Below are 25,051 nucleotides of genomic sequence, written 5' to 3'. Positions count from 1 at the left end.
CGCCCCTGGCCGTGCGGGCCGTCAGCCGACCGCCCCCGCCGCCTCTTCGATGACACGGGCGACGGTCTCCGGGTGGGACACGCTCACGGCGTGCGAGGCCGCGACCTCCCGCACCTGGGCCTGAGCCCGGTCCGCCATGAAGATCTGCAGCTCCCGGGGGATGTTCAGGTCCTCGGTGGCAACGACACTCCAGGAGGGGATCGTCCGCCAGGCGGGCTCGGACGCGGCCTCACCGAGCGCACCGGCGGTGGCGGGACGCTGGGTGACCGCCATGATGTCGGCGACGTGCGCCGGCACGTCCGCGGCGAACTGGTGGTGGTACCGGGACGGGTCGATGGAGAGATCGACGTCCTGGGAGCCGTCGGGCAGGGTGATCGGCACGGGACGCAGGGCCTCACCGAGCGAACTTCCCGGGAACTTGACCGCCAGTTCGTTCGCGCTCTCCCCCCTCTCCGGGAGGAAGGCGGCGACGTACACGAGCGCCTTGACCTTGTCGGAATCACGGGCGGCGTCGCTGATCACCGCCCCGCCGTACGAGTGCCCGACGAGAACCACCGGGCCGTCGATGCCGGCCAGGACGTCCCTGACGTAGGCGGCGTCGCCGCTCAGCCCGCGCAGCGGGTTCGCGACCGCGACCACCGGGAAACCCTCGTGCTTCAGCTTCTTGATGACACCGTTCCAGCTGGAGGAATCGGCGAACGCCCCGTGGACGAGGACCACGGTGGTCGTCTGGCGGTGTGCGTGGATGTGCATGGCAGGCCCTTTCGGGATCGCTGTGGACGTGACGAGACCGTGCGTCAGCCGGCGGCACGCGCCGCGGTGGCGATGAAGTCGGCCACGGCGTCGGGACGGGAGATCAGGGAGACGTGGGAGGCGTTGATCTCCTCCACCTTGGCGTGCGCGACCTTGGCGGCCGCCTCCTGCGCCGCGGGCGGGATGATCTTGTCCTGGCGTCCGATCAGCGCCCACGACGGGATCGTCTTCCACGCCGGGTCACCGGACTTCTCGGTGACGGCGGAAGCCGTCAGCGGGCGCTGCGTCGCGATGATCTGGTTCTGCTGTTCCGCGGACAGATCCTGGGCGAACGCCGAGCTCACGACCTGCGGCTTCAGGTAGAGGTCCGCGTCGCCGGCCGGTGCGCCGGGGTACGGCGCGAAGTTGAACACCGTGGTCGGGTCCTGCACGGTCACCGCCGAACCGGGCTTCGAGGCGGCGATGTCCCCGGCGGACTGCCCCTGCGCGGGGATGAACGCGTCGATGTACACGAGTTCCTTGACGTTGCTGTTGCCGCGGGCGGCGTTGGTGATGACCATGCCGCCGTAGGAGTGGCCGACCAGCACGATCGGGCCCGGGATCGTCTTGAGGTAGTCGGCCAGGTAGGCGGCGTCGCTGCTCACACCCCGCAGATTGTTCGGCGGGGCGACGACGTGGTAGCCGGCGCTCTCCAGGCGGGTGGTCACGCCGCTCCAGCTCGACGCGTCGGCCCAGGCACCGTGCACGAGGACCACGGTCGGCTTGTCCCCGGCCGTGGACCGGGCGGACGACGCGGACTGGGCCGGCCCCGTCGAAGCGCTCGCGGAACCGCCCATGGCGACGAGGACACCGGTTCCGATGCTCGCCGCCGCGAGGACGGCGAGCGGAGTGCGGGCACGGCGGAGAAACGAACGACTGTTCATGGAAAAGGCCCTTCCTGGGCAGAATGTGGCGCCGACCGTCCCGAACAGGGAAACGGCCGTGGTGTCGCGCCGGCGTGCGGTCACGCGTCGGAATGGAGCAGACCGTGCGGGGCGAGCCGGTCATCCGACCGCGGCTTCCCGGAAGCGGGCTGCTGCCTGCTTTCACCTATACGACAGGGCACCCCGGGAAGTTGTGACATAAGCGGTGAGCAGCGGGCAAAAAGGCGTCGGTGGTGCGATCACGGAGCGGCGCCGAAGCGGTGGTGGCAGCCCCGGACCGGCCCCGGACACCGTCCGGCCGGCGTCGCGGAGCGGATCATCCGAGGCTCGCCCAGATGCACTTCCCGTGTTCGGTGTACCGAGCCCCCCAGCCGGCCGCCGTGAGGGCGACCAGCTGCAGGCCGCGGCCGAATTCGTCGTCGAGTGCCGGATGCCGCACGCGTGGGGTCGCCTCGCTGCCGTCGTAGACCTCGCAGATCAGCGAGCCGCCGAGCCGCAGCAGCCGGAGGCGGATCATCCCCGTGTCGTCACCGGCCGCGTCGGCGCCGATGCCGACCGCGTGGCGGACCGTGTTGCCGACCAGTTCGCTGACCACGAGCGCGGCCTCGTCCGACAGGTCCTCCCTTCCCCACGCGCGGAGTTGGCCGAGGGCGACCTTCCGGGCCCGCGCGGCGGACGACGGGACGCACGGAAGGTCGCGGGCGGCGATGTCGGCGGCGGGGACACGGTCGGTGTTCAGGGCGAGCAGTGCGGCGTCGTCCTGGCGGCGGGCGTCGGGAGGCAGTTCCCGCGTGATCACCGTGCACATGTCGCTGAGCCACCGCGCTCGCGGATCCGGGTCGTCGGGCACGGGCGCCGTCGCCAGGTAGCGGGACATCACCCCGATCAGGCGTCCTGTGCCGGCGCCGCCGACGAGGCCCCTGGTGAACAGGACCAGGGTGCTGCCCGGCTCCAGCACCGTCTCGGTGACCGGGACGGGGATCCGGTCGAGGTCCCGGGCGGAGCCGAGCGGCGACCCTGCCGTGACGTCGAGGTTCCGCGGCTCCTGGCCGGGCCGCACCACGACGGGCGCCGGATGGCCGGCGCTGGCGAGCGTGCACACACCGAGGGTCGGGTCGTACAGGGCCATGAGGCAGGTGGCGTGGAAGGACGGCCAGGGGGAGGAACCACCCACGCGGGCCACGACGTCACCGACGCGGGCCATCACCTCGTCCAGCGGCAGGTCGAGCGCCGCGACGGTGAGCACCGTGTGACGCAGGATCCCCATGGTGATCGACGGCTCCAGGCCGCGTCCGCTCACGTCGCCGATCACCGCCAGGCTCCTGCCGCCGGACAGCGGGACGGTGTCGTACCAGTCGCCTCCGACGTCCTGCCCGGCCGTGGCGCGCCAGCGGGTCGCCGTCTGCACGGCGACCAGCTCGGGCTGCGTGCGGGGCAGCAGTTCACGCTGCAGCCGCTCGGCGCGCCCGTGGGCCTGCTCGTACAGCCGCGCGTTGTCCAGCGCGGTGGCGATGTAGACGGCGACGGTCCCGAGCAGGTCCCGCTCCTCGGGACGGAACGCGTGGGTCTGCTTCCAGGCGATGACGCACGAGCCGACCCGCCGGTCCCGGGAGACCAGCGGCAGCATCGCCCACGCCCGCATGCCGCTGAGGCGGGCCAGGTCGGCCAGAGCGGGCCAGCGCCGGGTGAACTCCCCGACGGAGGTGACGAATCCGATGTCCTCGGTGGGGTCGTCCGGTGGCCCGCTCATCGCGCGCAACCGCGTGGTGAACGACGGCGGATAGCCGACCACGCCGATCAGTTGGGGCGACGTGCCGGTCACGTCATGGACGACCAGGCCGTCGGCGCCCACCAGGGGGAGTACGTGCCGCGTGACGGCGGCCAACACCTCGGAGGGGTGCAGAGCCTCGATCAGGGCGCCGATCAGTGCGGCGACGCGCCGCCCGGGTTCAGCGCCCGCCGTTTCGGCCGGACGGTCCCGGGCCGTCAGCTGCCCCATGGTGCCCGTCACGTCGGAGGACCCTCCGCCGCCGGCGCCCCGGGCGACCGCGTTCCCGGCCCTGCCAGGCGGCGACCACCACCACGGCGCCGTCCCGCTCGGCCGTCCATCGCATATCGCCTCCATCGCGCCACGGCATTCGGGCGCTCAGGGCATCCGCACGGTCCGTCACCCATGGTAGTCAGCGGTCAACCCCCGCGCATGTCCTCCGCGGCGCCGCGACGGCCCGGCCAACCGGCGGAGGGCCGCCACGCGGCCCGTCCGGTCAGGTCGGGGACGGCTGCGCGGTGGTCGCCGGGGAGTTGCGCGCGGTGAGGGAGCTGGCGACGGTCGCCGCCGCGATGGTGACCAGCGCGCCGAGCATCAGGGCGGCGGCCTCACCGGGCTCGAGCAGGTGAAGCTGGGTCCCCAGCGTCGCGGCCGCCACGGGGACGCCCAGTTGCGCGGAGGCCAGGACGCCGATGCCGACCGGCTGCCCGGTGGCCCGCATGGCGGCGTGGACGGCGACGGCGCCCAGCCCGAGCAGCACCCCCAGTGCCACGAAGGAGGGGCGCTGCCCCAGCGCGCGCAGGTCCAGGGACGCTCCCAGCCACAGGAAGAACAGCGGTCCGAAGAAACCCTCGGTGAGGGCGAACAGCTGCTTGGCCAGGCGGCGCGGTTCACCCACCGCGGAGGCCACCAGACCCAGCGAGAACCCGGCCAGCATGATCGAGACGTGAGTGCGTACCGCGAGCGCGGCGAAGCTGAACAGGACGACCAGGCTGATCCGCAGTTCGAGGGCGAACTGCCGTTCCTCGGACAGATGGTGGAGGCGGCGCCGGTATCCGCCGCGTTCCAGACGGCTCAGGGCCACGAACGCCACCCCCGCGCAGCCGATCACCGCCAGGGCGCCGAGCGCCGCGCGGGCGGCATGCCGGGGGTCGATGACCAGGGGCAGCGCCACGATGCAGGCGGTGTCCGCGACCGCGACCTGCGGCAGCATCTGCAGGACCGCCCCGCCTCCCAGCCCCAGCGAACCGACCACCGGCAGGATCAGCGCCGCGGACGAGGACGCCATCAGCACGGTGTACAGGGCGGTGTGGCCGGTGTGGAAGACACGGGCGAGCGCGAACGCGGGGACGAGCGCGAGGACGCCGACGGCCACGGCCCGCAGGGTCCCCGTGCGCAGCCCGGCGCGCAGGGCGGTGTCCCGTACGGGGACCCGGGCGCCGGCGACGAACATGATGAGGGCGAAGCCGATGTCGGCGAGGAAGCTGAAGGTCGGATTCCGGGCGTTCAGATAGCCGATGGCGGTGGGCCCCAGCAGTACCCCGGCGACGAGTTCGCCGAGCACGACGGGCAGATGCCACAGTCGGGGCAGGGCCAGCAGCGGGCCCAGGAGCGCGGCCAGGGAGATCACGGCCAGGGTCGCAAAGCTCACGGGCGTGGATCTCCTGGTGGGGCGGTGGAACGGCTGCTCGCCGGATCGGCACACGATATCCGTGCCGGGGGAGGAAATGCCGCCAGCCCCGGCACGGGGGGGGAGAGCGGCGGTGCGGCGTCCTGCTCAGGCGTAGGGCCGTATCAGGCGAGAGAAGACCAGCGGAGCCTCCGGCAGCGCGGCGCGCAGGCCGGGGGCCAGCAGCAGACACGGCTCCTCAGCGGGCGCGTCCGGATGCGGCAGGCGGTAGGGCACCAGGTCGAAGTGCCCGCCGTCGGCGTCGATCATCCGGATCGCCTCCGTGAGCACTCGCGGATCCGCCGGGTCGGCGCCGTCCCACGCCGCGCGCAGCGGGTGCCGGCCCGGGAAGGCGGGCAGCCGGTCGGCTTCGGGCGCCCCGGTGAAGACGTGCAGGGCGGCGCCGCGCCGGTTCAGGATCCGGTCGAGGTCGAAACAGGTGAAGACCGGATCCCAGCGCAGCACCAGGTAAGCGGCGTCGGGCAGCACGCTGGTCAGGGTGTCGGCGACCAGGCGCGCCAGCGCCTGTGCTTCGCCGGCCAGGCGGGTGCGGGTCGCCCGGTAAGCGGCCAGCGGACCGCCGGAGGGTGGCGCGGGTACGCGGGCCGCACCCGGTTCGTGTCCGGGCAGGACGCCCGTCCTGGCGGTGTGCCACTGCGTCATGGGGGCCTCGCCTTCCTTGTGCGGGGGAGTTCCTGAACAGCTTGGCTCCCGCGCCGTGCCCGAACATCGGTCATTCGACTGTGCGTGGTGCACACGCGGGCCGACCGGCGACCCGGGGACCCGGGAACGCGGCTGTGAGGCACGTCACGGCAACGCGTACCCTCCGGGGCGGCAGGAAGAGACATGGATCCAGAATTCCGGGCCCTGATCAGGGCGGGCGACGAGGGCGCCTTCGCCGTGCTCTTCCGCCGGCACGGCACCGCGGTCTACAACCACTGCTTCCGGCTGACGGGCGACTGGACGGCGGCCGAGGACTGCGCCTCCTTCACTTTCCTGGAGGCGTGGCGGCTGCGGGCGAAGGCCGATCCCTGGGGAGGGAGCCTGCTGCCGTGGCTGCTGGGCATCGCCACCAACGTCGTCCACCACCGCCGGCGCACCGCCCGGCGGCACCAGCGGCTGCTGGCCCGCCTGCCGGCTCCGGAACTCGTCCCCGACTTCGCCGACGAGGTCGTGGGACGGCTGGAGGACCAGGAACGGGTGACCGAGGTCCTGCGGGTCCTCGACGAACTGCCCCGCGCTGACCGTGAGGTCCTCGCGCTGTGCGTCTGGGCGGGACTCGACTACAACGCCGCGGCCCGGGCGCTGGGAGTTCCGGTCGGCACCGTGCGGTCGCGGCTGTCGCGCGCCCGGCGCCGGCTGGACAGGCTCGCGGGCGGAAAACCGTTGCCCGGAAGGGAACCCCCGCCGGTGCGGCGGCAGATGACTGATGACCGCGGCTCCGCGGTCCGGCCGACCGGAGGGCAGCAGCGATGATCCGCGATCACGACGACGACCTGCAGGCGCTGCGCCGGGCGCTTCCCGTGCCCGCGGAGCGCGACTTCCCGGCCGGCCGCCGTCACCAGCGTGAGGAACATCTGATGACCAGTTGGCTCGACATGTCCCATGGTGCGCCCGAGCGCGGGCGGCTCGCTGTACGCGTCGGCGTGCCGGTCGCCGTCGCCGCGGCCGCGGTGGCTGCCGTCGTGGCGGTGTCCACCACGGGCACGGGCTCGCCGGCGCCGGGCGGTCACCCGTCGGCCGTCCACGAGCCGGCCGCTCGCGTGCCGGCCCGCGCCGGCGCGTCGTCCTCCACCGGCCCGCTCGGCATCACCACCGCCGCCTACACCCTCACTCGGCAGCAGCCCGGCGACAGGGTGCGGATCACCCTGCATCCGTCCGCGGCGGGGGAGGTGGACCCCGCTCAGCTCCAGCGCGATCTGGCGAGCCTGGGAATTCACGCAAAGGTCACCAGGGGCGAGCCGCGCACCTACCCCCGCGTCTACAACCTCGCCGAGCGTGCGGCGAACGGTGACTACGTCGCCACCGTCCTGCCCGAACTGACCGGCCGTTTCCCGGAGGTGATCGTCTTCTCGGAGAACTCGCCCGCGTCCGACGTGCTCACCGTCTCCGTGGCCGCGACGGCCGGCTGACGCGCCACCGTTCACCGGGTACCGGCCGTCCGGACGGCCGGTACCCGCCGGTACTTGAACGCGCATCTTGTTGTGGACATGACCATGCCGTAGCTTGTGCTCGACCCGCATGGACCAGCGGGTTCGATTCATCCTGATCGCGCATTCCCCCCTCTCCCGCCCACACCCCGGGGCGGCTGCCGCACGTCTCCAGGAGGATCCCTGTGAACACACCCATCTCGCGGCGCGGAGCGCTGGCGCTGTCGGTGTCCGCCGCCACGGTCGCGGCACTGCTGGGCGCGTCGTCGTCCGTCGCCTCCGCGGCCCAGCCGGCGGACCCGCCGCGTGCCGCCGGCTCCGCGGTCGCTGCGGCCGAGGCGCGGACGGCGCGCTCCTTCGCCGCCTCGCTGGCCGATCCGGCCTGGCGGGCCCAGGTCCGCTCGGCCGCTCTGAGCTCCCACGACGTGGACCTCGCTGCGCTGACCGCGCGCTCCACCACGAGCGCCGGGCGGGCCCTGGCATCACAGGTGGCCGCGGCGGACCGGCGCATCGCGACGGCCAAGGGGCTCGACAAGAGCATCGGCTCCCTGCTGCGGCTGCGCCTGGGTACCCAGGCGATGGCCGGGCGACTCCGGCCCGGCACCCTCCCGTTGGTCGCCGCGGCCATCACCGACGACCAGGCCGCCACGCTGACCGCCTATGACGCCCAGGGCCGCGGCCACGCACTGAACACGCGCGTGGCGCCGCGACAAGCGGTGTACGTCGTCGACATCGACGTCGCCAAGGCCGCCGCGGCCGGCATGAAGCTGGTCAGCAGGGCGCTCGACGCGGCCGGAGTCGCGTCCGACACGATCACCCGGGCGACCCCCGCGGTGCCCGCGCGCACGGGTGCCGCCCGTCCTGCCGACGCCGGCGGCTACTGGGCGACCAAGATGGACGCGGTCTACCTCAACGACGACGAGGAGCCCTGGCCGCTCGGCGACGCGGAGATCTACTCGCTCGTCAGCGGCTTCGGCCAGGACGGCAACGTGCGCGTCGACTCCGTCGACATGCCCTACCTGGACAACGACCACCACACGTACTACCCCGGCCAGCTCGTCATCAACTGGTCGAACTTCAAGTACAACGCGCTCGACCTGGTGATGATGGAGTCCGACTCCGGCACCAACTACCAGCAGCTCGCCATCGCCCTGGCCGACGCGTTGCTGACCATCACCGACAACGGCGCCTACCAGCCGCTGGTCGACGCCATCCTCAACGCCATCCCGTCCGCCTGGTACTCCAACGACGACGACTACGTGGACTCCTGGTACACCATCACCGAGCAGGAGTCCGGCACGATCCACGGCGCCCGCGGCAACGGCTGGATGACCATCGAGCCGTACTGGGTCTCCGCCCTGTGACGCGCTGACCCGCCGACTCCCGGTTCCCACGGCGGAGTCAGCGGTCCGGGCTCCCGCGGACGCGAGGTCCGCGGGAGCCCGGACGCCCGTCCGTCACTCCGGGAGCGGACAGCTCTTGACGGCGGAGCCGGGGCTCGCTTGGATCCGAGCGGTTCTCCGGCACCGGCGACTGCCGGGACTACGAGCTCTGGAACGGCCACCGCCAGGCCGACGGCTCCTGGCACGCCGGCTCCGGAGCGGTCTTCTCCCTCACGTCGCACACGCTGCGGCCCGACGGCTGGACGTCCGCCGACGCGGCGGGGCTGCCCGTCCTCCCCGGCCTGGCGCGCTACGACGAGGCCGCCCGCGGCGTCATCGACCACGCCCTGCGGATCACCGTCCCCCGCAGCCAGGCCGCCCACCTGTGGCCGGCCCGCCACGACGCCGGGTCCGCCGACCGCGGTCTGCCGCCGATGGGCCTGCGGCTGCGGCTGAAGGCCGGCGTCGACATCTCCGGTCTCCCGCCCCAGGCGCGGGCGATCGCGCAGACCCTGAAGACCTACGGCGCGATCGTCGCCGACAACGGCTCCGCCTGGTACATCAGCGGCACTCCCGACAGCCGCTGGAACAACGACCAGCTCCAGGAGCTCGGCACGCTCAGCGGAGCCGACTTCGAGGCCGTCGACGTCTCGGCACTGCGGATGTCGACGGGGTCCGACGCCGCCCGGCAGCGCTGAGCCGCGACCCCCCGGGAGCCCGCCCGTTGGTGCAAGCGGGTGGGCGCGGTCAGCACAGTGGTGTACGCCAAGTGGCAGCGCGGCCGCCCGTGGACGTCTGCTGGTGCCATGGGCTGGTCCCGGCGACCAGAACGGTGCGGACGTCGCCTTGCCGACCGGTGCGCGCAGCGGTGCTGCCAGGTCGGCCCGGTTCGTCTCCGTCATCGTTACCGCACAGATCAGTGGGACGGTCGCAGGGATGAGGACGAACCCGTTCGAGGGAGCCGGGAAACCGGTGCTGACCTCCGGCAGGACCGCCGAGTCGGCCGCGGTCTCACCGGCCCGTGCCTCCGTCGAGCGCGCCAGGGCGCGGGTCCAGGCGCTCGCCGCGCTGGTCGCCGCGCTGTCGGCGATGGGCGCCTACTGCCTGGCGATGGCCGTCCACGGCACCTACCCGTTCGGCCCGCGGTCGCGCGCGGTCAACGACCTCGGCAACCAGTTCGTCCCGCTGCACGCCCACCTGTGGGACCTGCTGCGCGGCCGCAGCACCGGCGACCTTCTCTTCAACTGGAACAGCGGCTACGGCGTCCCGTTCCTGGCGGACTTCTTCACCTACCTGACCAACCCCTTCTCCTGGCTGGTCGTCCTCGTCCCCCGGGACGCGATCCAGGTGCCGGTCTTCCTGGTCACCCTGCTCAGCCTCGGCCTGGGCACGGCCCTGATGACCGTCTTCCTCGGCCGGCTGCAGCGCGGCTCGCCGTGGCTGCGCGCCGCGCTGGCAGTCGGCTACGGCCTCAGCTCCTGGATGATCTCCGACGGCTTCTCCGACCCGATGTGGATGTGGGTCCTGGTCTCCCTGCCACTGCTCGGCATCGTCGGCGACTGGGCACTGCACGGCCGCCGGTGGGTGCCCGGCACCCTCCTCGTCGCGGTCTGCTGGCTGGGCAACTTCTACACCGCGGCGATGGCCACCCTCGGCATGGGACTGGTGCTGCTGGTCCGGCTCGCCCTGGACGAACGCCCGCTGCGCGAGCGGGGGCGGGCCGTCCTGCGCGCCGCCTCGATGACGGCGGTGGGCGTCGCGCTCGCCGCGCCCGTGCTCACCGTCACCTACCGTGCGAGCAAGGCGGCCCAGCCCGGTCCCGTGGCCACCTACGCGGGTCCCCCCAGCCTCCGGAGCTACCTCGCCCACCTGCTGCCCGGCGGCCCCTACCCGAGCGGGCCACGGGTCTCCGTCGGCGTGCTGGCGCTGCTGCTCGTGCTGACCTTCCCCTTCATACGGCGGGTGCCGGTCAGGGAACGGGTGCTGTGGCCGCTCCTGCTGTTCCTGGTCGCGCTCTCCTACGTCTGGGAGCCGACCATCCTGCTGTGGCACGGCCTGGCCATGCCGAACGGCAGCCCGTACCGGGCCGCCGTGACCATGACGGCCATGCTGACGTCCGTCGCCTGGCTGGCCCTGGCCCGCCGGCCGCGGCCGAAGGAACTCCTGGGCGGCGCGGGGCTGCTGGCGCTCCTGTTCGTCGCCGTCATCGGCAACCGCTACCTCACCGCCGGCGACTGGGCCGTGGTGCTGGCCGGCGCCGTCCTGGCCGTCGGGCTCCTCCTGCTGCTCGGCCGCGGCCCCGGCCGGCGTGGGCGTGCCGTCATCACCGCCGTCCTGGCGTGCTCGGTCGTCCTCGCCTGCGCCTACAACGTCTACGCGGTCACGGTGCGCCGCGACCGGATCGCCCAGTGGCAGCCGAAGCGGACCTTCGACGCGCAGTCGCTGAGCGCCGCGGCGGCGGTCCAGGAGCGGGACGACTGGCCGGCCTCGCGCACCGACACGGGCCCCCACGAGTTCGCCGACAACGACCCGCTGCTGCTGGGCGGCGAGGGAGGCTCGTACTACAGCAGCTATGTGCCCGAACGCAGCGCCGCGGCCCTGCAGGGACTGGGCGCCGCCTGGTACATCCAGGGCCGCCACCTGCTCGGCTTCAACGATCCCGTCAGCCGGGCGATCATGGGCGTGAGCAGCTATCTCGTCAGCGTCCCGCACACGCCCGGCCCGGTGCGGCGGACGGCTCCCGCACCGCCGGTGGTCACCCTGCGCCCGGGCGCGGCCTTCGACGGAACCGCCCGCGACGCCTCGGTCTTCGCACGCCAGGAGCGGGTGCTCGGCAGCAAGGTCTACACGGTGCCCGCCCTCACCCCCACGTCGGGCCCGGCGCCCACCGCCGGTCCCGGCGATACCTGGCATCTGCCCGGCACGCCCCAGGGCGCCCCCGGAACGACCTTCACGGCACGCTGCGCGCCCGGCTCGCTGGCCTACGTCTACACGCCGTGGTTCACCGGCGACCTGCGTGCCAACGGCGCAGCGTACCGGGCCGACGGCGTCTACCGCATGACCGACAACGGGCTGCTCCCCGTCGGTTCCGTGCCGGCCGACGGGGTGGTGAGCCTCCGCCTGTCCAGCCCCCGCGCGCAGAACATCCCGCGCCTGCCCCTGGGATGCCTGGACGCCTCCGCGCTCACCAGCGCGATCACCGACCTGCGGGCCTCCGCACCCGCCACCATCGCCACCAGCGGGCACACGATCAGCGCCACCTTCCGGTCCGCCGGCAACGGCACCGCCGTGATCGCCGTGCCCGCGGTGGAGGGCTGGACCTGCGCGGTGGACGGTGCCGGGGCGAAGGCCCCCGGCACCCTCGGCGGCCTCATGGCGGTGCGGCTCGCCGGCAGCTCCCATGTCGCCTGTTCGTTCCGGCCCCCGGGCCTGGGCCTCGGCCTGCTGATGGCCGGCCTGGCTCTCGCCCTGCTGCCCGCCGTCGCCATCGCCGGCCGCATCCGCAGCCGTTCGTCGCGCCCCGTCACGGAGAACGCCGATGCTGAAACTGTCGCTCGTCGTCCCCTGCTACAACGAGGAAGCGGTCGTCGACCGTTTCGACTCCGCCACCCGCGCGGTCCTGGACGGGCTGCCCATCGAGTACGAGATCTGCTACGTGGACGACGGCAGCGGTGACCAGACCCTGGCCAAGCTCCGGCTGATCGCCGAACAGCACCCGCACGCCACCCGCTACGTCTCCTTCAGCCGCAACTTCGGCAAGGAGGCCGGCATGCTCGCCGGGCTGCGCGAGACCACCGGCGACGCCGTGATCATCATGGACGCCGACCTCCAGCACCCGCCGGAGCTCATCTCACGGATGCTGGAGCTGCACGAGCTGGGCCACGACCAGGTCATCGCCCGGCGCGGCCGCGAAGGCGACAGGGCCGTGCGGTCCGTCCTCAGCCGGGCGTACTACCGCGCGGTCAACAAGTGGATCGACGTCGAACTCACCGACGGCGTCGGGGACTTCCGGCTGATCTCCCGGCCGGTGGTCGAGGCGCTGCTGTCGCTGCCGGAGTACAACCGCTTCTCCAAGGGGCTGTTCTCGTGGGTCGGCTTCGACACCGTCAGCTTCGACTACCACAACGCCGAACGGGAGGCGGGGGAGTCCAAGTGGCGGTTCGGCGCGCTGCTCAACTACGGCATGGACGGACTGGTCTCCTTCAACAACCGCCCGCTGCGCATCGCGATCTGGCTCGGCTTCACCCTGGCCGGCCTGGGCGTGCTCTACGCCGTGTGGATCACGGTGACCGCCATGACGTACGGCGTCACGCTGCCCGGGTACGTCACCCTGGTCGCCATCATCGTCGGCCTGGGCGGAGTGCAGATGGTCATGCTGGGACTGATCGGGGAGTACATCGGCCGCATCTACTACGAGACCAAACGCCGCCCGCACTTCCTGGTCAAGGAGCGGTGCTCGCCGGCGCTCGGAACAGCGGACGCGCAGGACCGGCGGCAACAGGGGCTGCGGCGCGGCAAGGTGGTGTGACCGTGGAGCCCGGACACGGGCCGGATCCGTGGCACCGACCGGCCACCGGGAACAAGCCGGGCTCCGGCCGGCGGGCGCAGACCGGGCAGATCCTCCGGTTCGTCCTGGTCGGAGGGATCAACACGCTGACCTTCTACGGCTGCTACCGCCTGCTGCTGCTCGTGCTGCCCTACTTCGCGGCCTACACCCTCGCCTTTCTGCTGAGCATGGTCGGGTCGTTCCTGATGAACACCTATTTCACCTACCGCACACGCCCCAGCTGGCGGAAGTTCGCCCTCTTCCCGCTGACCAACGTCACCAACTACCTCGTGCAGAGCGCCGGGCTGATCGCGCTGGTGCACTGGATGGGCATGAGCAAGAAGATCGCCCCCCTGGTCGCAGCGGTGATCGCGGTGCCGTTCACCTACCTGCTGGCGCGGCGGATCCTGCTGACCACGGGTGCCGCGCGACGGGTGGCGGCGGCCGACTCCGCCCCCGGGCAGGACCCGGATCCGGGTACGGTCCGCCGCGCCGGACGCTGACCTGAGGGGAGGCCCTGGTCCGCGGAGGGGCAACAGTGCGGCAGACTGAGAGCGCACCCGGTCGCGCGTGGCCGGGTCAGCGGGGGTGTCCAGGGGGCTACCGGCGGGTACACGGTGGTTCTGGAAACGATCGGGTGAGTGGGGGTCGCGGAGTGAGGCAGGCGGAAGTCCTCGACGTGGGATGTCACAGCGCTCTGCTGAGTGTGGCCCGCGGCAGGAAGACCGGCGGGCTGCGTCCTGTGCGGTCCCGCAAGGTCCGGCTCGCGCTGCACCGCGCCCTGGCCGCCGACGGACGCCTGCGCAGGACCGGGATCAGAAGCGTGCAACAGGCCGTCGCCGAGACGCTGGCGGAGGAGCCGCGATCGGGACTGGAGGACCTGTTCCCGTTCGCCACGTCCGTCATCAGGGACGCCCCCAACCGCGACGAGGTCATCGACCGCGTCGCACAAGCCACGGGCATCCGGCTGCGGGTGCTGCCCGGTGAGGAGGAGGCCCGCCTGGCGTACGTGGCCGCGCGCAGCTGGGCGGGCGACGACGCCGGACCGCTGCTGGTGCTGGACATCGGCGGTGGCACGGTGGAGATCGCCTACGGCACCGGCGCGTCCCCCCGCAAGGTGTACTCGCTGCCGCTCGGCGCCCGCCAGGTCACCCGTGAGCTCCTGCCCGGCGGCCTCGCCGGGTCGGCGCGGCATCTCGCCGAGGTTCGGGAGGAGCTGAGCCGGTCGCTGAGCGCGGCCGGTGACCTGGTCCCCGGTGACGCCCCGGGCTTGCGCGTCCTCGCCTGCTCCAAGACGTTCACCCAGCTCGCCCGGCTCGCCGCGGTCCGACCCCGGCCCGGTGCCCGGCAGTTGACGCTGCCGGCGCTGCGGAAGACCATCCCCGTCCTGGCGGCGGCCGGGGTAGCCGACCGCGCGCGGCTTCCCGGAGTCTCCGCGCATCGCGCCGAACAGAGCCTGGCCGGTGCGCTGGTGGCCGAGGCCCTCATGGAGGCCTGCGCGACCGACGCGGTGACGATCTGCCCCTGGTCGACCAGGGAGGGCCTGCTGATCGAGCGCCTGCGCACGACCGCCGCCCGGGAACCGCACGCAGCCTGAGCCGCGTCGCCGCGGACCGCATCTCGGGGGTCGCTTTCCGGTCAGAGCCGTGCCCTAGGATGCCGACGAACCGCGGTGGACAGAACCGAGCCGGGGGCGGCCGGTCCGGAGGAGATGATCGCGGAGGCCCGCAAGGCGCTCTTCGTGATGGTCGGTTTCCTGGCGATCGTGTGGGGGATCCAAGTCGCCAACTGGGCTGACGGCTACGCACTTTCCCGCGACTACGGGTTGCTCTCCGGATCACCGGGCCGCCTCCCGGACGTGTTCACCGCGCCCTTTCTGCACTGGAGCTGGGCGCACATCGAGAGCAACTCGGGGCCGCTGTTCGTCTTCGGCTTTCTCGCCGCGTACCGGGGCGTGTCGCGGTTCCTGGCGCTCACGTTGCTCGTAGCGGCCACGAGCGGGCTCGCCGTTTGGTTCTTCGAGCGCGGCGACCTGGACACGGTGGGCGCGAGCGGACTGATCTTCGGCTACTTCGGCTATGTCACCCTCCGTGGGCTCTTCGACCGGCACCTCGTCGACACCCTGGTCGGCCTCGTCATGGCGGCCTCGTTCGCCTACCTGCTCACGGTGGCCGTCCCCGGGACGCCCGGCGTGAGCTGGCTGGCCCACCTCGGCGGGCTGGTGGGCGGTGTCGCCGGTGCGTGGCTGCTGCGTGACCGGCGCGGTGGCGGAGTACCGCGGCAGCGACCGGCCCGGCCCTCCGCGCCGGGAGGGTCCGGCAACCCCCGGGCCGACCTGCACAAGGAACTCGGGGACCTCGGTCTGCTGTGACTCCGCGACCGGCGGTGGTCCCGCGCGTCCGCCCGGGGTGGTCAGGCCCAGGGGTACCGGGACGCCATGTAGGCGCGGCGGGCGTCGAGGACCTCGTCGAGGTCGGTGAGCGGCTCGAAGGACAGGTCGCCGAGCGGGCCGCGCCCCGAGGCCAGCACATGCAGTCGGCCGAGGTCCACCCGCACGAGCCACACGTCGGCGGACCGCCGGAGCACTCCGGGAACGGCGGCGCCCGCGAGGTCGGCCGTGACGTCCTCGGGCTGTGCCGAGTCGAGGCCGGCCGGAAGGTCCGGTATGAAGCCCTGGCCGGGCAGGTCCCACCAGGTGGTGACCTTGATGTGCGGCTGGTCGGCGTCCCACGAGCCGTACGCGAGCGTCAGCGCCTGCAGGACGTCGTCGACCGTGTGCCCCTCGGCCAGCGTGCACGGCCCGAGCCACGGCGTCCGCAGCCGGTAGACGGGTTCCGGGCACTCCCGGAACGACCGCCTCAGCGTTTCCTCCGTCGCCCTGAGCAGGGCGCGTGCGCGCTCACCGCCGTCGCTGCGATGCATGCCTCCACAGTGCCAGCCGCCACCGGGCCGCCGGAGGCGAATGCGTCGTTCCGCAGCGCCACCCAGGGGTCCAGGGCGGCTGCGGCGAGTAGGGCGTGGGTGCGGGGTTCGCCCTTCCGGTACCCGGGGAGGATGTCCTTCCGAGTCAAGAGGTCCGCCGGCAGGGGCGGTGTGACGGAGGGGCGGCCATGCGCCGATGCAGGGGGCGTGCGGGATGACGTCGATCGGTCTGCGGCCGGCGACTCCGGCCGACGACGAATACCTCTTTCAGTTGCACAAGGCAGCGCTCGGTGACTACGTCGCGCAGATCTGGGGGTGGGACGAAGAAGTGCAACGCGCCTTCCACGAACGCCTGTTCGACCCTGGCCGGTGGCAGATCATCACCGTGGACGGTGCTGACGCGGGCATGATCGACGTGGACCACGGTCCGGCAGGACCGTATCTGGGCCGCATCGAGATCCACCCCGACCACCAGGGCCGCGGCATCGGCAGTCGGCTCATCCGCGAACTCGTCGAACAGGCCCGTGGGCACGGCCAGGACCTCACGCTGGACGTGCTCGCGGTCAACCATCGCGCCCAGGCCCTCTACCGGCGCCTCGGCCTGCGCGAAGTCGCCCGGCACGGCGAGAACGGCATCAAGGTCAGGATGACCACCGCGCCGCTCCGGTGAGCCGTCCGCGCCCCGACGTCGCCGCCACTGATGGCACCCCGCCCCAGCTTCGGTGAGGACGCGGCGCGCTGCCCGCTGCTGACTACGCTCCGCGCGGTGCGCAGTCGATGTCGGAGAGCGTGGCGGCCGCCGGGGGTGCCTGCTCGGTCGCCCGGGCGGTGTCCCCGTCGAGCGCGCGGTCGCTGTGGACGCGAAGAAGGCCGTCGATGCCGCGCAGCAGGGTCTCGCCGGCCTGGACGGGATCGCCGAGGTAGCCGGCGCTCATCGCTCCGTCGCGGAGCATGACGAAGTGCCGTCCCGCGTGCTCGGCCGAGTCCTCCGTGATCGCGGCGAACAGTCCGGTGATGGTCCGCAGGTACCAGGCGCGGTGCTCCACGACGGCCTGGTGGACCGGGTGGTCGGGGGCGGGGAACTCCGCCGCCGCGTTGAGGAAGGCGCATCCGCGGTAGCCGGGTGAGCGGATCTGCTCGACCAGTGAAGCCCCGATGCCCCGCAGGACCGCGTCGGCGGACAGGTCCTCCGCGATCAGGCCGCCGAGCTGGGCGCGGATCGCCTCGTCGACGCTTCGGATGTAGGCGACGGCCAGGGCTTCCTTGCTCCGGAAGTGGCGGTAGAAGGTCGCGTTGGTGACCTTCGCCTCGGCGACCAGGCGGTCGACGCCCACGGTGTGGATGCCTTCCGCGTAGAAGATCTGCCCGGCGGTCTTCAGGAGCCGCTCCCGGGCCTCGGAGACCCTCCTGCCGGTGCCGGCTTCCGTCTGCGTCATGGCGCCCATCGTAGCAGCGGGAGCGATCTTTCCAGAGAGAACGTTCTCTCTTGTTATCGACCGCAGGGATGTGTCAGGCTGCTCGGGAGAGAGAACGTTCTCTCTGCCTGCTTCCGGCCATCGGAATGAGGGCCGCTCCGCCCTGGCCGCGTGCGCCGGCACGCCTTCCGAATTTCACCCCCGCACCCACTGGAGAACCCCATGGCATCCGCCGCCCCCGTCGCCCACATCGGTGCCGCGCCCGCGATGCGCCGGCTGTACTTCACGCGCTTCGCCTTCGCCGCCGCCTGGGCGGCGCTTCTGCTGGCGTCCGGCTCCGGCCTCGGCCTCGGGGCCAAACTGCTGCTGATCGTCTACCCCGCCTTCGACGTCGCCGCGGCCGTCGTGGACGCCAGGTCGGCCCGCGCCACCGGGCCGGTCAAGGGCCTGTACGCCAACATGGCCGTCAGTGCGCTCGCCGCCGTCGGCGTCGCGGTCGCCAGCACCTCCGGCGTGGCCGACGTCCTGCGTGTCTGGGGTGCGTGGGCCGTCGTGTCCGGCCTGGTCCAGCTCATCGTGGGTGTCGCGCGCCGGCCGATGGGCGGCCAGTGGGCGATGATCCTCAGCGGGGCCATCTCCGTCCTCGCCGGCGGGTCCTTCATCCGCGGCGCCTCCCAGACCGACCCCTCGCTGACCGCGCTGGCCGGTTACGCCGCGCTCGGCGGGATCTTCTTCCTCGTCTCGGCGATCCGCCTGTCCCGCACGGCGTCCGCAGGGGCTGACACCTCCGAAGCCTGACCCGTTCACGGCCTGACCCGTCCTCAGCCAGCCGGGCCCAAGCGACGGAACCGGGCCACCTCGCGTGCGCGCGGAACCCCCGGCGGTACGTGCGTACCGCCGCGCGGGACCCCCGGCGGTACGTGCGTACCCATGGCCGCAGGTACCACGGTCAGCCCTGGCGACGGGCGCAACCCCCGGTGCCGTGCCATGTTCGATCCGGTAACGGGCTGACCCTCGGGCAGGCCTCGGCCGCCGCCGAACGGGCGGCGGCCGCGCACGCCGGGCACACCGGCGGAGCGGTGGGACGCGCCCCGACGGGCAAGCCGCCCTGCATGAGAAAGGAGCGCGGTCATGTCCACCGACGCCATCGTGCTGCTCAAGGAAGACCACAAGGCCGTGCGGAAGCTCTTCCGTGAGTTCCAGTCGGCCGGCGACCGGGCCACCGCGACGAAGGACCGGCTGGTGAAGGAGATCATCGAGGCCCTCACCGTGCACACCTACATCGAGAACGAAGTGATGTATCCGCGGGTGCGGCAGATGGTCCCCGACCTGGAGGACGACATCCTCGAGTCCTACGAGGAGCACCACGTGGCGGACGTGCTCTGCGCCGAGCTCGCCATGATGAGCCCCCGTAACGAACGCTTCGACGCCAAGACCACGGTCCTCATCGAATCCGTGAGCCACCACCTGGAGGAAGAGGAAGGCGAGTGGTTCCCCAAGGTGCGCGAGGCGCTCGGACGCAAGGAACTGCAGGAGATCGGAGCCGCGTTGCTGGAGGCCAAGAAGAAGGCGCCCCGTACCCCGGTGCACCCCCGGGCGCTCAAGAAGGCCGCCGACGCCCTTTTCGGCTGAGGGGCGACGGAGTTCGCGCCCGCGGGGCCTTCCCGTCCGGTAGGACCGGGGCGAGGAGCCCGCTGCCGGACCCACCGATTGGGTCATCACCACGTGCGGGCCGCCCGGGGGCTCCCGAGACTGAGGGCATGGCAGAACAGCAGACGCGCAGCCGGCCGGCCGCCCGGCGGTCCAAGGCACGCGAGCGGGTCAACGACGCCGCACAGGCGGCGCAGGCCGCGGCAGACCGGCTCTCCGAACTCGTCGACCACACGGTGGAGGGCGCGTCCGCGGTGACCCGACGCGACGACGACGGCTGGCGGGTGGGCGTCGACGTGATCGAGGTGCGGCGCATCCCCGACACCACGAGCCTGATGGCCACGTACGAGGTGGACCTGGACAGCGGCGGAGCGCTGCTCGGCTACCGCAGGGTCCGGCGCTACCGGCGATGCGACGCCGACGAGTGACCCCGACCCGCGGGGCGAGCGCCGACCGCGGGACACCTCCGCACAGCACGCGCCGGCCGCGGACGCACCGCTGCACAGCGCGCGCGTGACCCCCTTTCAGCAGCAGCCAACACAAGGAGCGGTGCCGCCGTGACCGTGATAACCGACGGAGTCGTCTGCGCCCCGCGCGCCGGGACCCTCTACGACGTTCTCGACCTGATCCTCGACCGCGGCATCGTGATCGACGCGTTCGTCCGGGTCTCACTCGTGGGCATCGAGATCCTCAAGATCGACGCCCGCATCGTCGTGGCCAGCGTCGACACGTACCTGCGGTTCGCGGAGGCCTGCAACCGCCTGGACCTGGAGCACGACGCGAGCAGCCGTACGGTGCCGGAGCTCTTCGGTGGCGGCGGTGGGGCGGCCACGAGCATCGGCAAGGCCGGCGCGAAGAAGGCGGCCCGCTCGGTCGGCGACAAGGTCAAGGAGGTCGTCGGGGGCGGGTCCGACGATGACGACGACAGTGACGACGAGGGCGAGCGCGCGCCGAAGCGCCGTGCGGCCTCGCGGACCGGATCCGGCAGCCGGGCTCGTTCGCGGCGCCGGGACGAGGAGGACTGAGCGGTGAGCCAGCGGTGAGCCTCTACATCTACGGCGTGGTCGGGGCGTCCGGCGCCTTTCCCGATGATCTGCGCGGGGTCGGCGATCCGCCCGGAGCCGTGCGGCGGCTGCCGGCCGGTGCCGTCGCCGCCGCCGTGGGCCCCGCTCCGGACCGGCTGCGCGCGCGCCGCAGGGACCTGCAGGCGCACCAGGAGGTGCTGCTGGCACTGGGCGAGGCCGGTCCGGTCCTGCCGATGCGGTTCGGCGTCGTCGCCGACGACGAGGAGTCCGTCCGCGCCCGGCTCGACGCGGCGAGCGACGGACACCTCGCCGCCCTCGACCGGATCGCCGGCCGGGTGGAGATGAACGTCCGGGCCACGCCCGTCGACCAGGGCCTCGCCGACATCGTGCGGACGGACCCCCAGGTGCGGCGACTGCGTGAGGAAGCGCGACGACGCCCGGGATACGAGGTCAACGTGCGGCTGGGCGAGGCGGTGGCGGCGGCCGTGACGCGCCGGGCCGTTCGGGCCGCGGGTGACGTGCTGGCCGCGCTGGCCGGGCCGGACCGCGAGGTGAGCCACGGCCCGGAGCAGCCCGGCTGGGTGCTCAACGCCTCCTTCCTCGTCCCGTCCGACGGCGTGGCGGCGTTCAGGGCCGAGGTGGACCGCCTGGCGGCCCTGCACGGCGACAGCGCGGCGCTCCAGGTCACCGGGCCGCTGCCCTGCTACAGCTTCGCCATGGCACCCGAGCCGGTCGCGGTGTGACGTGGGCCTGATCTCGGGGCTGCTGCTCCTGCCGCTCGCGCCCGTGCAGGGCGTCTCCTGGGTCGCCGACGTGATCCTGGACGCCGCCGAGCGCGAACTGTACGACCCGGCGGTCGTGCAAGCCCGGCTCGCCGCCCTCAACCGGGCGTTCGACGACGGTGAGATCGACGCCGAGACCTTCGAACGCGAAGAGGAACGTCTGCTCGACCTGCTCGACCGACCGGCGGGCGGACGGACCGGCGCCCCGCGGCCTGAAGGGACCTGACGATGGAGATGCCCTGCACGCCGCCGGTGGCGGCCGCGGACGGACGTCGGGGGAGTGACGGCCGATGACGCAGCTGGACTACGCCGGTTCGGTGCCCGCGTCCTACCCGTCGGGACCGACCACCGCGAACCTCGCCGACATCCTCGAACGCGTCCTCGACAAGGGCATCGTGATCGCCGGCGACATCAAGATCGACCTGCTCGACATCGAACTGCTCACCATCCGCCTGCGCCTCTTCGTCTCCTCGGTGGAGACCGCGAAGAGGGCCGGCATCGACTGGTGGGAGACCGATCCCGCGCTGTCGTCCCGGGCCGCGGAGAGCGCGCTGGCGGAGGAGAACCGGCAACTGCGGGACCGGCTGGCGGCGTTGGAGGGCGGCGAGCCGTCCGGCTCCGACGACGGCGGGCGCCGTTCTCCGAAGGCGCGGAGTGGCACCGGTGGACGTCGCAGGCGGGACGGGGACGGTGAGGGATCGTGACGGGCGGCCGGTCGCCCGAGCCGACGCCGGCCGGGAACGACGCCTCGGTCACCTCCCTGTGTGTCTTCGCGGTCTGCGCCGTGGCCCCGGGCGATCAGCCGATCGCCGGCACCGAGGCGCTCGGGCACGCCGAGAGCGGTCCGCTGACCCTGCTCCCGCTGGACGCCGAGATGGCGGCCCTCGTCCAGGAGGTTCCGGCGGAACGGTTCACCGAGGAGGCGCTGCGCGAACACCTCGCCGATCCGGCGGCGCTGGAGGCGTACGCGCGTGCCCACCACGCGGTGGTGACGGCCGCATCGGCCGCGGGCCCGGTGGTGCCGCTGCCGCTGGCCACGCTGTTCGCCGATCACGACCGCGCGCGCGAGGTGCTCTCCGAGAACCTGCCACGGTTCCGCGAAGCCCTCGACCGGGTCCGCGGACGCGCCGAGTGGGCGGTCAAGGTCCATCTGCGGCGCGACGACCCGCCACCGGACCAGGCGGCCTCCGACCGCGGCGCGAGTGCCGCCGGCACCCCCAGCGCGGCCGGTGCCGGGCGCGCCTACCTCTCGCGGGTGCGCGGCCGTGAGAAGGACCGGATCTCGCGTCGGGACGCCGCGACGGCCGCGGCCCAGCGGGTGCACGAAGCCGCGAACACGGTGGCGGCCGGGAGCGTCCGCCTGCGCCCGCACGGCCAGGAGATCACCGGGAAGGACCGGCTCCAGGTGATGAACGCCGCCTACCTGGTCGATGAGGCCCGGAGTGCCGAACTGTCCACCGTGCTGGCGGCGTTGCGGACAGACCTGGCGGGATCGGCGATCGAGATCGACGTGTCGGGCCCGTGGGTGCCGTACTCGTTCACCGCGGGGGAGGAGTCGTGACCGCGGAAACCGGCGCCGTGGCGTGGTCGGGACCCGACGCGGGCGCCCCCATCGGCGTTCCGCTCGTCGACCTGCTCGACCGGGTGCTGGCGACCGGCGTCGTCATCGGCGGGGACGTGGTGATCGCCATCGCCGAAGTGCCGCTGATCCGGCTGTCGTTGCGGGCGCTGCTGTCATCGGTCAGCGAACGCGTTCCGGCGCCGTGGAACGACAGCGGCCCGCTGTGAGCGACGCGAGGGTCGACATCGACCCGCACCACGCGGCCCGGGACCTGGTCTCCCTGGTCCTTACGGTGATCGAGCTGCTGCGTCAGCTCATGGAACGGCAGGCGATCCGCCGGATCGACGAAGGCGGGCTCTCCGAGGACCAGGAGGACGCCCTCGGCACAGCCTTGATGCTGCTCGACCGCACGATGACCGACCTGTGCGAGCAGTACGGGCTGAGCCGCAGCGACCTCGGCCTCGACCTGGGCCCCCTCGGCCCGTTGCTCGCCGACGACACCTGGTGACGCGGGAGCGGCTCTGGGGGGGGCAGACTGAACCGGTCCGCGGTCCGCGGTCCGCAGTCGGCTGTCCACAGCTCGCGGTCGGGGTCAGGTCCGGTGACGCCGATGACGGGGCTGCTCATGGTGGTGGGGGGTTTGTCCGCCTGGTGCGAGAGGCGGCTGGGCTCGCGGCCCGTGGAGACGCTCTTCGAGCACGCGCACCTTTCCACGGTCGTGGCACTACGCCTGGCAGACGGTCGTGAAGTGGTCGTCAAAGCACGGCCGTTCGAGGCTCGGCTGGCGGGTTGTGCGGAGGTGCAACGTCGCCTGCATCGATCCGGCTTTCCCTGCCCCGAGCTGCTGACGGACCCTGAACCACTGCACTGTCCGAGTGAGTTGACGGGCCAGGTCGTCACGGCTGAGGCGCTGGTTCCCGGCGGGACCGTGCTGCCGCCGCGACCCGAGGCACCCGAGCTGTTCGCGACGGCGCTGGCCCGTATGACGGCAGCGGCGCCGTCGACGGCGGACGTGCCCCCGCTCGTCCCCGCGCCGCCCTGGAACCGTTGGGACCACGACGATCCACGTCCCTGGCCGTGGCCGGACGACATGGACGTGGACCTCAACGCCCGGCCCGGACCTGGCTGGTTGGACGAGACGGCTCGCCGTGTGCGCACCCGGATGCGGCGCGCCGCTCTGCCCGAGGTCGTCGGACACGGTGACTTCGAGTCCCAGAACATCCGGTGGAACGGCGACCGCCTGCACGTGGTGTACGACTGGGACAGCGCGGTCGCCCGGCCCGAGGCGGCCGTGGCCGGTCTGGCGGCCGCCGTTTTCCCCGCGGGCGGCCCCGAGGACCGGCCCGCCTCCGTCGCCGAGACCGAGCGGTTCCTGTCCGCGTACGCCCGTGCCCGCGGCCGGCGTTGGACGCGGGAGGAGTCAGAGGTGGCCTGGGCCGCCGGCCTGTGGGTCAGGGCCTTCAACGCGAAGAAGGCATCGGTGGCCGACCCGCACGCCTCCGCTCCCGCCCGCCTGGCAGCGGAAGCCCCCGAGCGCCTCCGCCGCGCCGACGCCTGACGCCCACCGCCCTGCGCGGTGCTCCGTCATCCTCCTGCCGCGGACGCCGGCCGGACGGTCAGGCGCTGAGGTGTTCGTGCAGCACCTGCCAGGCGCCCGCCGTCTTGACGAGCACGTTCGTGCCGCGGCCGCCGCCCGATCGCGATCGGCCGTCGATGGTTCCGGTCCACGCGAAGCGATAACGGCACACGGCGTGGTCGGCGCTGTGGGCGACCCACTCCAGGTCGTCGATCCGGTACACCTCGTCCTGGATGGTGGCGAAGGTCGTGGCGATCGCGGCGAGGACGGCTTCGCGGCCGCGGTGTGTTCCGTCGGTGAACCAGTAGACCGCCTCGGGGGCGATCAGTGGTGCGAGCCGCGCGATGTCGTGACTGTTGGTGGCCCGCTCGTAGGCGCGGACGAACTCAGCCGGCGGGACAGGTTGGTTCACGGACGACCTCGCGCTCTGGTCAGTGGGAGAAGTCCCGTTCGTCGCGCAGGCGGGCTGCCTGCTCGCGCAGCGCGGAGACCGTCGCGGCGGTGTCCTCCCGCAGACGCGCGGCCTGCTGTCGCAGCGCCTCGAGAGAGGCGGCGGTCTCCGCCTCGAGCTTGCTCGCCAGGGCCTCCAGGACCTCCGGCATCGGCGTCTCGACCACATCGGATCCGCTGGGCAGCATGTCCGCTCGCATGAACATCCCCCTCCTCGACGAGCCGCCCTCGACCACCGAGGCGGCGCCACATCTTCCCACCGCGTCCGTTGCCAAGGCGACGCCCGGCGCGCGTACTTCTCGACCGTTACGGGAGAGCAGGTCTGCGGCCGGCCCTGCCCGGCAGGCGGGGACGTCCGCACCTCGGACTCCTGCGCGGCGCTGCCGATCGCCGAGGCCGAGGCTCGCAAGGCCGCCGGCGGACCGGTTGTAGCGCACGAGGCGTTTATGACCGACCTGGAGGCCGAGGACAGGCCGGCC

General features: G+C 72.8%; 29 protein-coding genes and 1 pseudogene. 21 read left to right on the top strand and 9 right to left on the bottom strand.

Translation table 11 applies throughout. The features are described from left to right. Positions 1–21: 21 nt before the first annotated feature. From K7862_RS00545 to K7862_RS00525, 5 genes are all read right to left on the bottom strand, one after another. Entirely contained in the window at positions 22–753 is a 732-nt protein-coding gene (locus K7862_RS00545; protein WP_222959412.1) for an alpha/beta fold hydrolase, read from the bottom strand. Positions 754–797: 44 nt separating this feature from the next. Further along, positions 798–1,676: an alpha/beta fold hydrolase gene (locus K7862_RS00540; protein WP_262412450.1), complete on the bottom strand. Its 879-nt coding sequence runs from the start codon at positions 1,674–1,676 to the stop codon at positions 798–800. 316 nt (positions 1,677–1,992) lie between these two features. After that, entirely contained in the window at positions 1,993–3,687 is a 1,695-nt protein-coding gene (locus K7862_RS00535; protein WP_222959411.1) for an ATP-binding SpoIIE family protein phosphatase, read from the bottom strand. Positions 3,688–3,940: 253 nt separating this feature from the next. Further along, positions 3,941–5,095, bottom strand: a complete 1,155-nt coding sequence (locus tag K7862_RS00530) for a cation:proton antiporter (protein WP_222959410.1) — start codon at positions 5,093–5,095, stop codon at positions 3,941–3,943. Positions 5,096–5,221: 126 nt separating this feature from the next. After that, a complete protein-coding gene (locus K7862_RS00525; RefSeq protein WP_222959409.1) occupies positions 5,222–5,776 on the bottom strand; it encodes a hypothetical protein in 555 nt (184 codons plus the stop codon). A gap of 183 nt (positions 5,777–5,959) precedes the next feature. Here K7862_RS00525 and K7862_RS00520 point away from each other — a divergent pair, with 183 nt between their 5' ends. From K7862_RS00520 to K7862_RS00485, 9 genes and pseudogenes are all read left to right on the top strand, one after another. Then, positions 5,960–6,589: an RNA polymerase sigma factor gene (locus K7862_RS00520; protein ID WP_222959408.1), complete on the top strand. Its 630-nt coding sequence runs from the start codon at positions 5,960–5,962 to the stop codon at positions 6,587–6,589. Beyond that, positions 6,586–7,245 carry a hypothetical protein gene (locus K7862_RS00515; protein ID WP_222959407.1) on the top strand — a complete coding sequence of 220 codons (660 nt, stop codon included), beginning with the start codon at positions 6,586–6,588 and terminating at the stop codon, positions 7,243–7,245. The genes K7862_RS00520 and K7862_RS00515 overlap by 4 nt, the downstream gene beginning before the upstream one ends. A 203-nt stretch (positions 7,246–7,448) precedes the next feature. Further along, positions 7,449–8,627, top strand: coding sequence for a DUF3103 family protein (locus K7862_RS00510; RefSeq protein WP_308011767.1), 1,179 nt, complete (start codon positions 7,449–7,451; stop codon positions 8,625–8,627). A gap of 452 nt (positions 8,628–9,079) precedes the next feature. Next, positions 9,080–9,343, top strand: coding sequence for a hypothetical protein (locus K7862_RS00505; protein ID WP_222959406.1), 264 nt, complete (start codon positions 9,080–9,082; stop codon positions 9,341–9,343). A 238-nt stretch (positions 9,344–9,581) separates the two neighbouring features. After that, a pseudogene (locus tag K7862_RS00500) lies at positions 9,582–12,032 on the top strand (YfhO family protein); the annotation flags it as partial. 151 nt (positions 12,033–12,183) lie between these two features. Next, a complete protein-coding gene (locus K7862_RS37210; protein WP_262412449.1) occupies positions 12,184–13,173 on the top strand; it encodes a glycosyltransferase family 2 protein in 990 nt (329 codons plus the stop codon). Between the two features lie 89 nt (positions 13,174–13,262). Next, a complete protein-coding gene (locus K7862_RS00495) occupies positions 13,263–13,694 on the top strand; it encodes a GtrA family protein (RefSeq protein ID WP_308011789.1) in 432 nt (143 codons plus the stop codon). A gap of 152 nt (positions 13,695–13,846) precedes the next feature. Further along, positions 13,847–14,788: a Ppx/GppA phosphatase family protein gene (locus tag K7862_RS00490; RefSeq protein WP_222959403.1), complete on the top strand. Its 942-nt coding sequence runs from the start codon at positions 13,847–13,849 to the stop codon at positions 14,786–14,788. A gap of 75 nt (positions 14,789–14,863) precedes the next feature. Continuing rightward, positions 14,864–15,562 (top strand): rhomboid family intramembrane serine protease, encoded by a 699-nt coding sequence (locus K7862_RS00485; protein WP_308011766.1) that lies wholly within the window; start codon positions 14,864–14,866, stop codon positions 15,560–15,562. Positions 15,563–15,603: 41 nt separating this feature from the next. Here the strand turns inward: K7862_RS00485 and K7862_RS00480 are convergent, their stop codons facing one another. Then, positions 15,604–16,113, bottom strand: a complete 510-nt coding sequence (locus K7862_RS00480; protein WP_222959402.1) for a hypothetical protein — start codon at positions 16,111–16,113, stop codon at positions 15,604–15,606. A gap of 214 nt (positions 16,114–16,327) precedes the next feature. Here K7862_RS00480 and K7862_RS00475 point away from each other — a divergent pair, with 214 nt between their 5' ends. Beyond that, the gene (locus K7862_RS00475; protein ID WP_222959401.1) at positions 16,328–16,783 is read left to right on the top strand and encodes a GNAT family N-acetyltransferase; all 456 of its coding nucleotides are present in this window, start codon (positions 16,328–16,330) and stop codon (positions 16,781–16,783) included. A gap of 82 nt (positions 16,784–16,865) precedes the next feature. Here the strand turns inward: K7862_RS00475 and K7862_RS00470 are convergent, their stop codons facing one another. Further along, on the bottom strand, positions 16,866–17,558 hold the full coding sequence (locus tag K7862_RS00470) for a TetR/AcrR family transcriptional regulator (RefSeq protein ID WP_222959400.1): 693 nt from the start codon (positions 17,556–17,558) through the stop codon (positions 16,866–16,868). A gap of 192 nt (positions 17,559–17,750) precedes the next feature. On the opposite strand from K7862_RS00470, the gene K7862_RS00465 reads away from it, so the two are divergent. From K7862_RS00465 to K7862_RS00415, 11 genes are all read left to right on the top strand, one after another. Next, a complete protein-coding gene (locus K7862_RS00465) occupies positions 17,751–18,326 on the top strand; it encodes a hypothetical protein (protein ID WP_222959399.1) in 576 nt (191 codons plus the stop codon). Positions 18,327–18,659: 333 nt separating this feature from the next. Continuing rightward, the gene (locus K7862_RS00460) at positions 18,660–19,160 is read left to right on the top strand and encodes a hemerythrin domain-containing protein (protein WP_222959398.1); all 501 of its coding nucleotides are present in this window, start codon (positions 18,660–18,662) and stop codon (positions 19,158–19,160) included. Positions 19,161–19,288: 128 nt separating this feature from the next. Then, entirely contained in the window at positions 19,289–19,606 is a 318-nt protein-coding gene (gvpO, locus tag K7862_RS00455; RefSeq protein ID WP_222959397.1) for a gas vesicle protein GvpO, read from the top strand. A gap of 129 nt (positions 19,607–19,735) precedes the next feature. Continuing rightward, a complete protein-coding gene (gene gvpJ, locus K7862_RS00450; RefSeq protein WP_222959396.1) occupies positions 19,736–20,203 on the top strand; it encodes a gas vesicle protein GvpJ in 468 nt (155 codons plus the stop codon). A gap of 14 nt (positions 20,204–20,217) precedes the next feature. Then, positions 20,218–20,946 (top strand): GvpL/GvpF family gas vesicle protein, encoded by a 729-nt coding sequence (locus K7862_RS00445; protein ID WP_222959395.1) that lies wholly within the window; start codon positions 20,218–20,220, stop codon positions 20,944–20,946. A 1-nt stretch (position 20,947) separates the two neighbouring features. Then, complete coding sequence (locus K7862_RS00440) at positions 20,948–21,211, top strand: gas vesicle protein GvpG (RefSeq protein ID WP_222959394.1); 264 nt, start codon at positions 20,948–20,950, stop codon at positions 21,209–21,211. A 64-nt stretch (positions 21,212–21,275) separates the two neighbouring features. Then, complete coding sequence (locus K7862_RS00435) at positions 21,276–21,689, top strand: gas vesicle protein (protein WP_222959393.1); 414 nt, start codon at positions 21,276–21,278, stop codon at positions 21,687–21,689. Beyond that, entirely contained in the window at positions 21,686–22,546 is an 861-nt protein-coding gene (locus tag K7862_RS00430) for a GvpL/GvpF family gas vesicle protein (protein WP_222959392.1), read from the top strand. Before K7862_RS00435 ends, K7862_RS00430 begins: the two co-directional genes overlap by 4 nt. A gap of 17 nt (positions 22,547–22,563) precedes the next feature. After that, a complete protein-coding gene (locus K7862_RS00425; protein WP_222959658.1) occupies positions 22,564–22,773 on the top strand; it encodes a gas vesicle protein in 210 nt (69 codons plus the stop codon). Beyond that, positions 22,770–23,054, top strand: coding sequence for a gas vesicle protein K (locus K7862_RS00420; RefSeq protein ID WP_222959391.1), 285 nt, complete (start codon positions 22,770–22,772; stop codon positions 23,052–23,054). The genes K7862_RS00425 and K7862_RS00420 overlap by 4 nt, the downstream gene beginning before the upstream one ends. Positions 23,055–23,156: 102 nt before the next feature. Then, complete coding sequence (locus K7862_RS00415) at positions 23,157–24,104, top strand: phosphotransferase (RefSeq protein WP_308011765.1); 948 nt, start codon at positions 23,157–23,159, stop codon at positions 24,102–24,104. Between the two features lie 58 nt (positions 24,105–24,162). Here the strand turns inward: K7862_RS00415 and K7862_RS37205 are convergent, their stop codons facing one another. Next, entirely contained in the window at positions 24,163–24,534 is a 372-nt protein-coding gene (locus K7862_RS37205; protein ID WP_308011764.1) for a YybH family protein, read from the bottom strand. Positions 24,535–24,553: 19 nt separating this feature from the next. Beyond that, positions 24,554–24,772: a hypothetical protein gene (locus K7862_RS37200; RefSeq protein WP_262412448.1), complete on the bottom strand. Its 219-nt coding sequence runs from the start codon at positions 24,770–24,772 to the stop codon at positions 24,554–24,556. Positions 24,773–25,051 lie beyond the last annotated feature (279 nt).

The sequence above is a fragment of the Actinacidiphila acidipaludis genome, assembly GCF_019890725.1.
In the GTDB taxonomy this organism is placed as follows: Bacteria; Actinomycetota; Actinomycetes; order Streptomycetales; family Streptomycetaceae; genus Actinacidiphila; species Actinacidiphila acidipaludis.
This window is presented reverse-complemented; position numbering and strand designations above follow the sequence as displayed.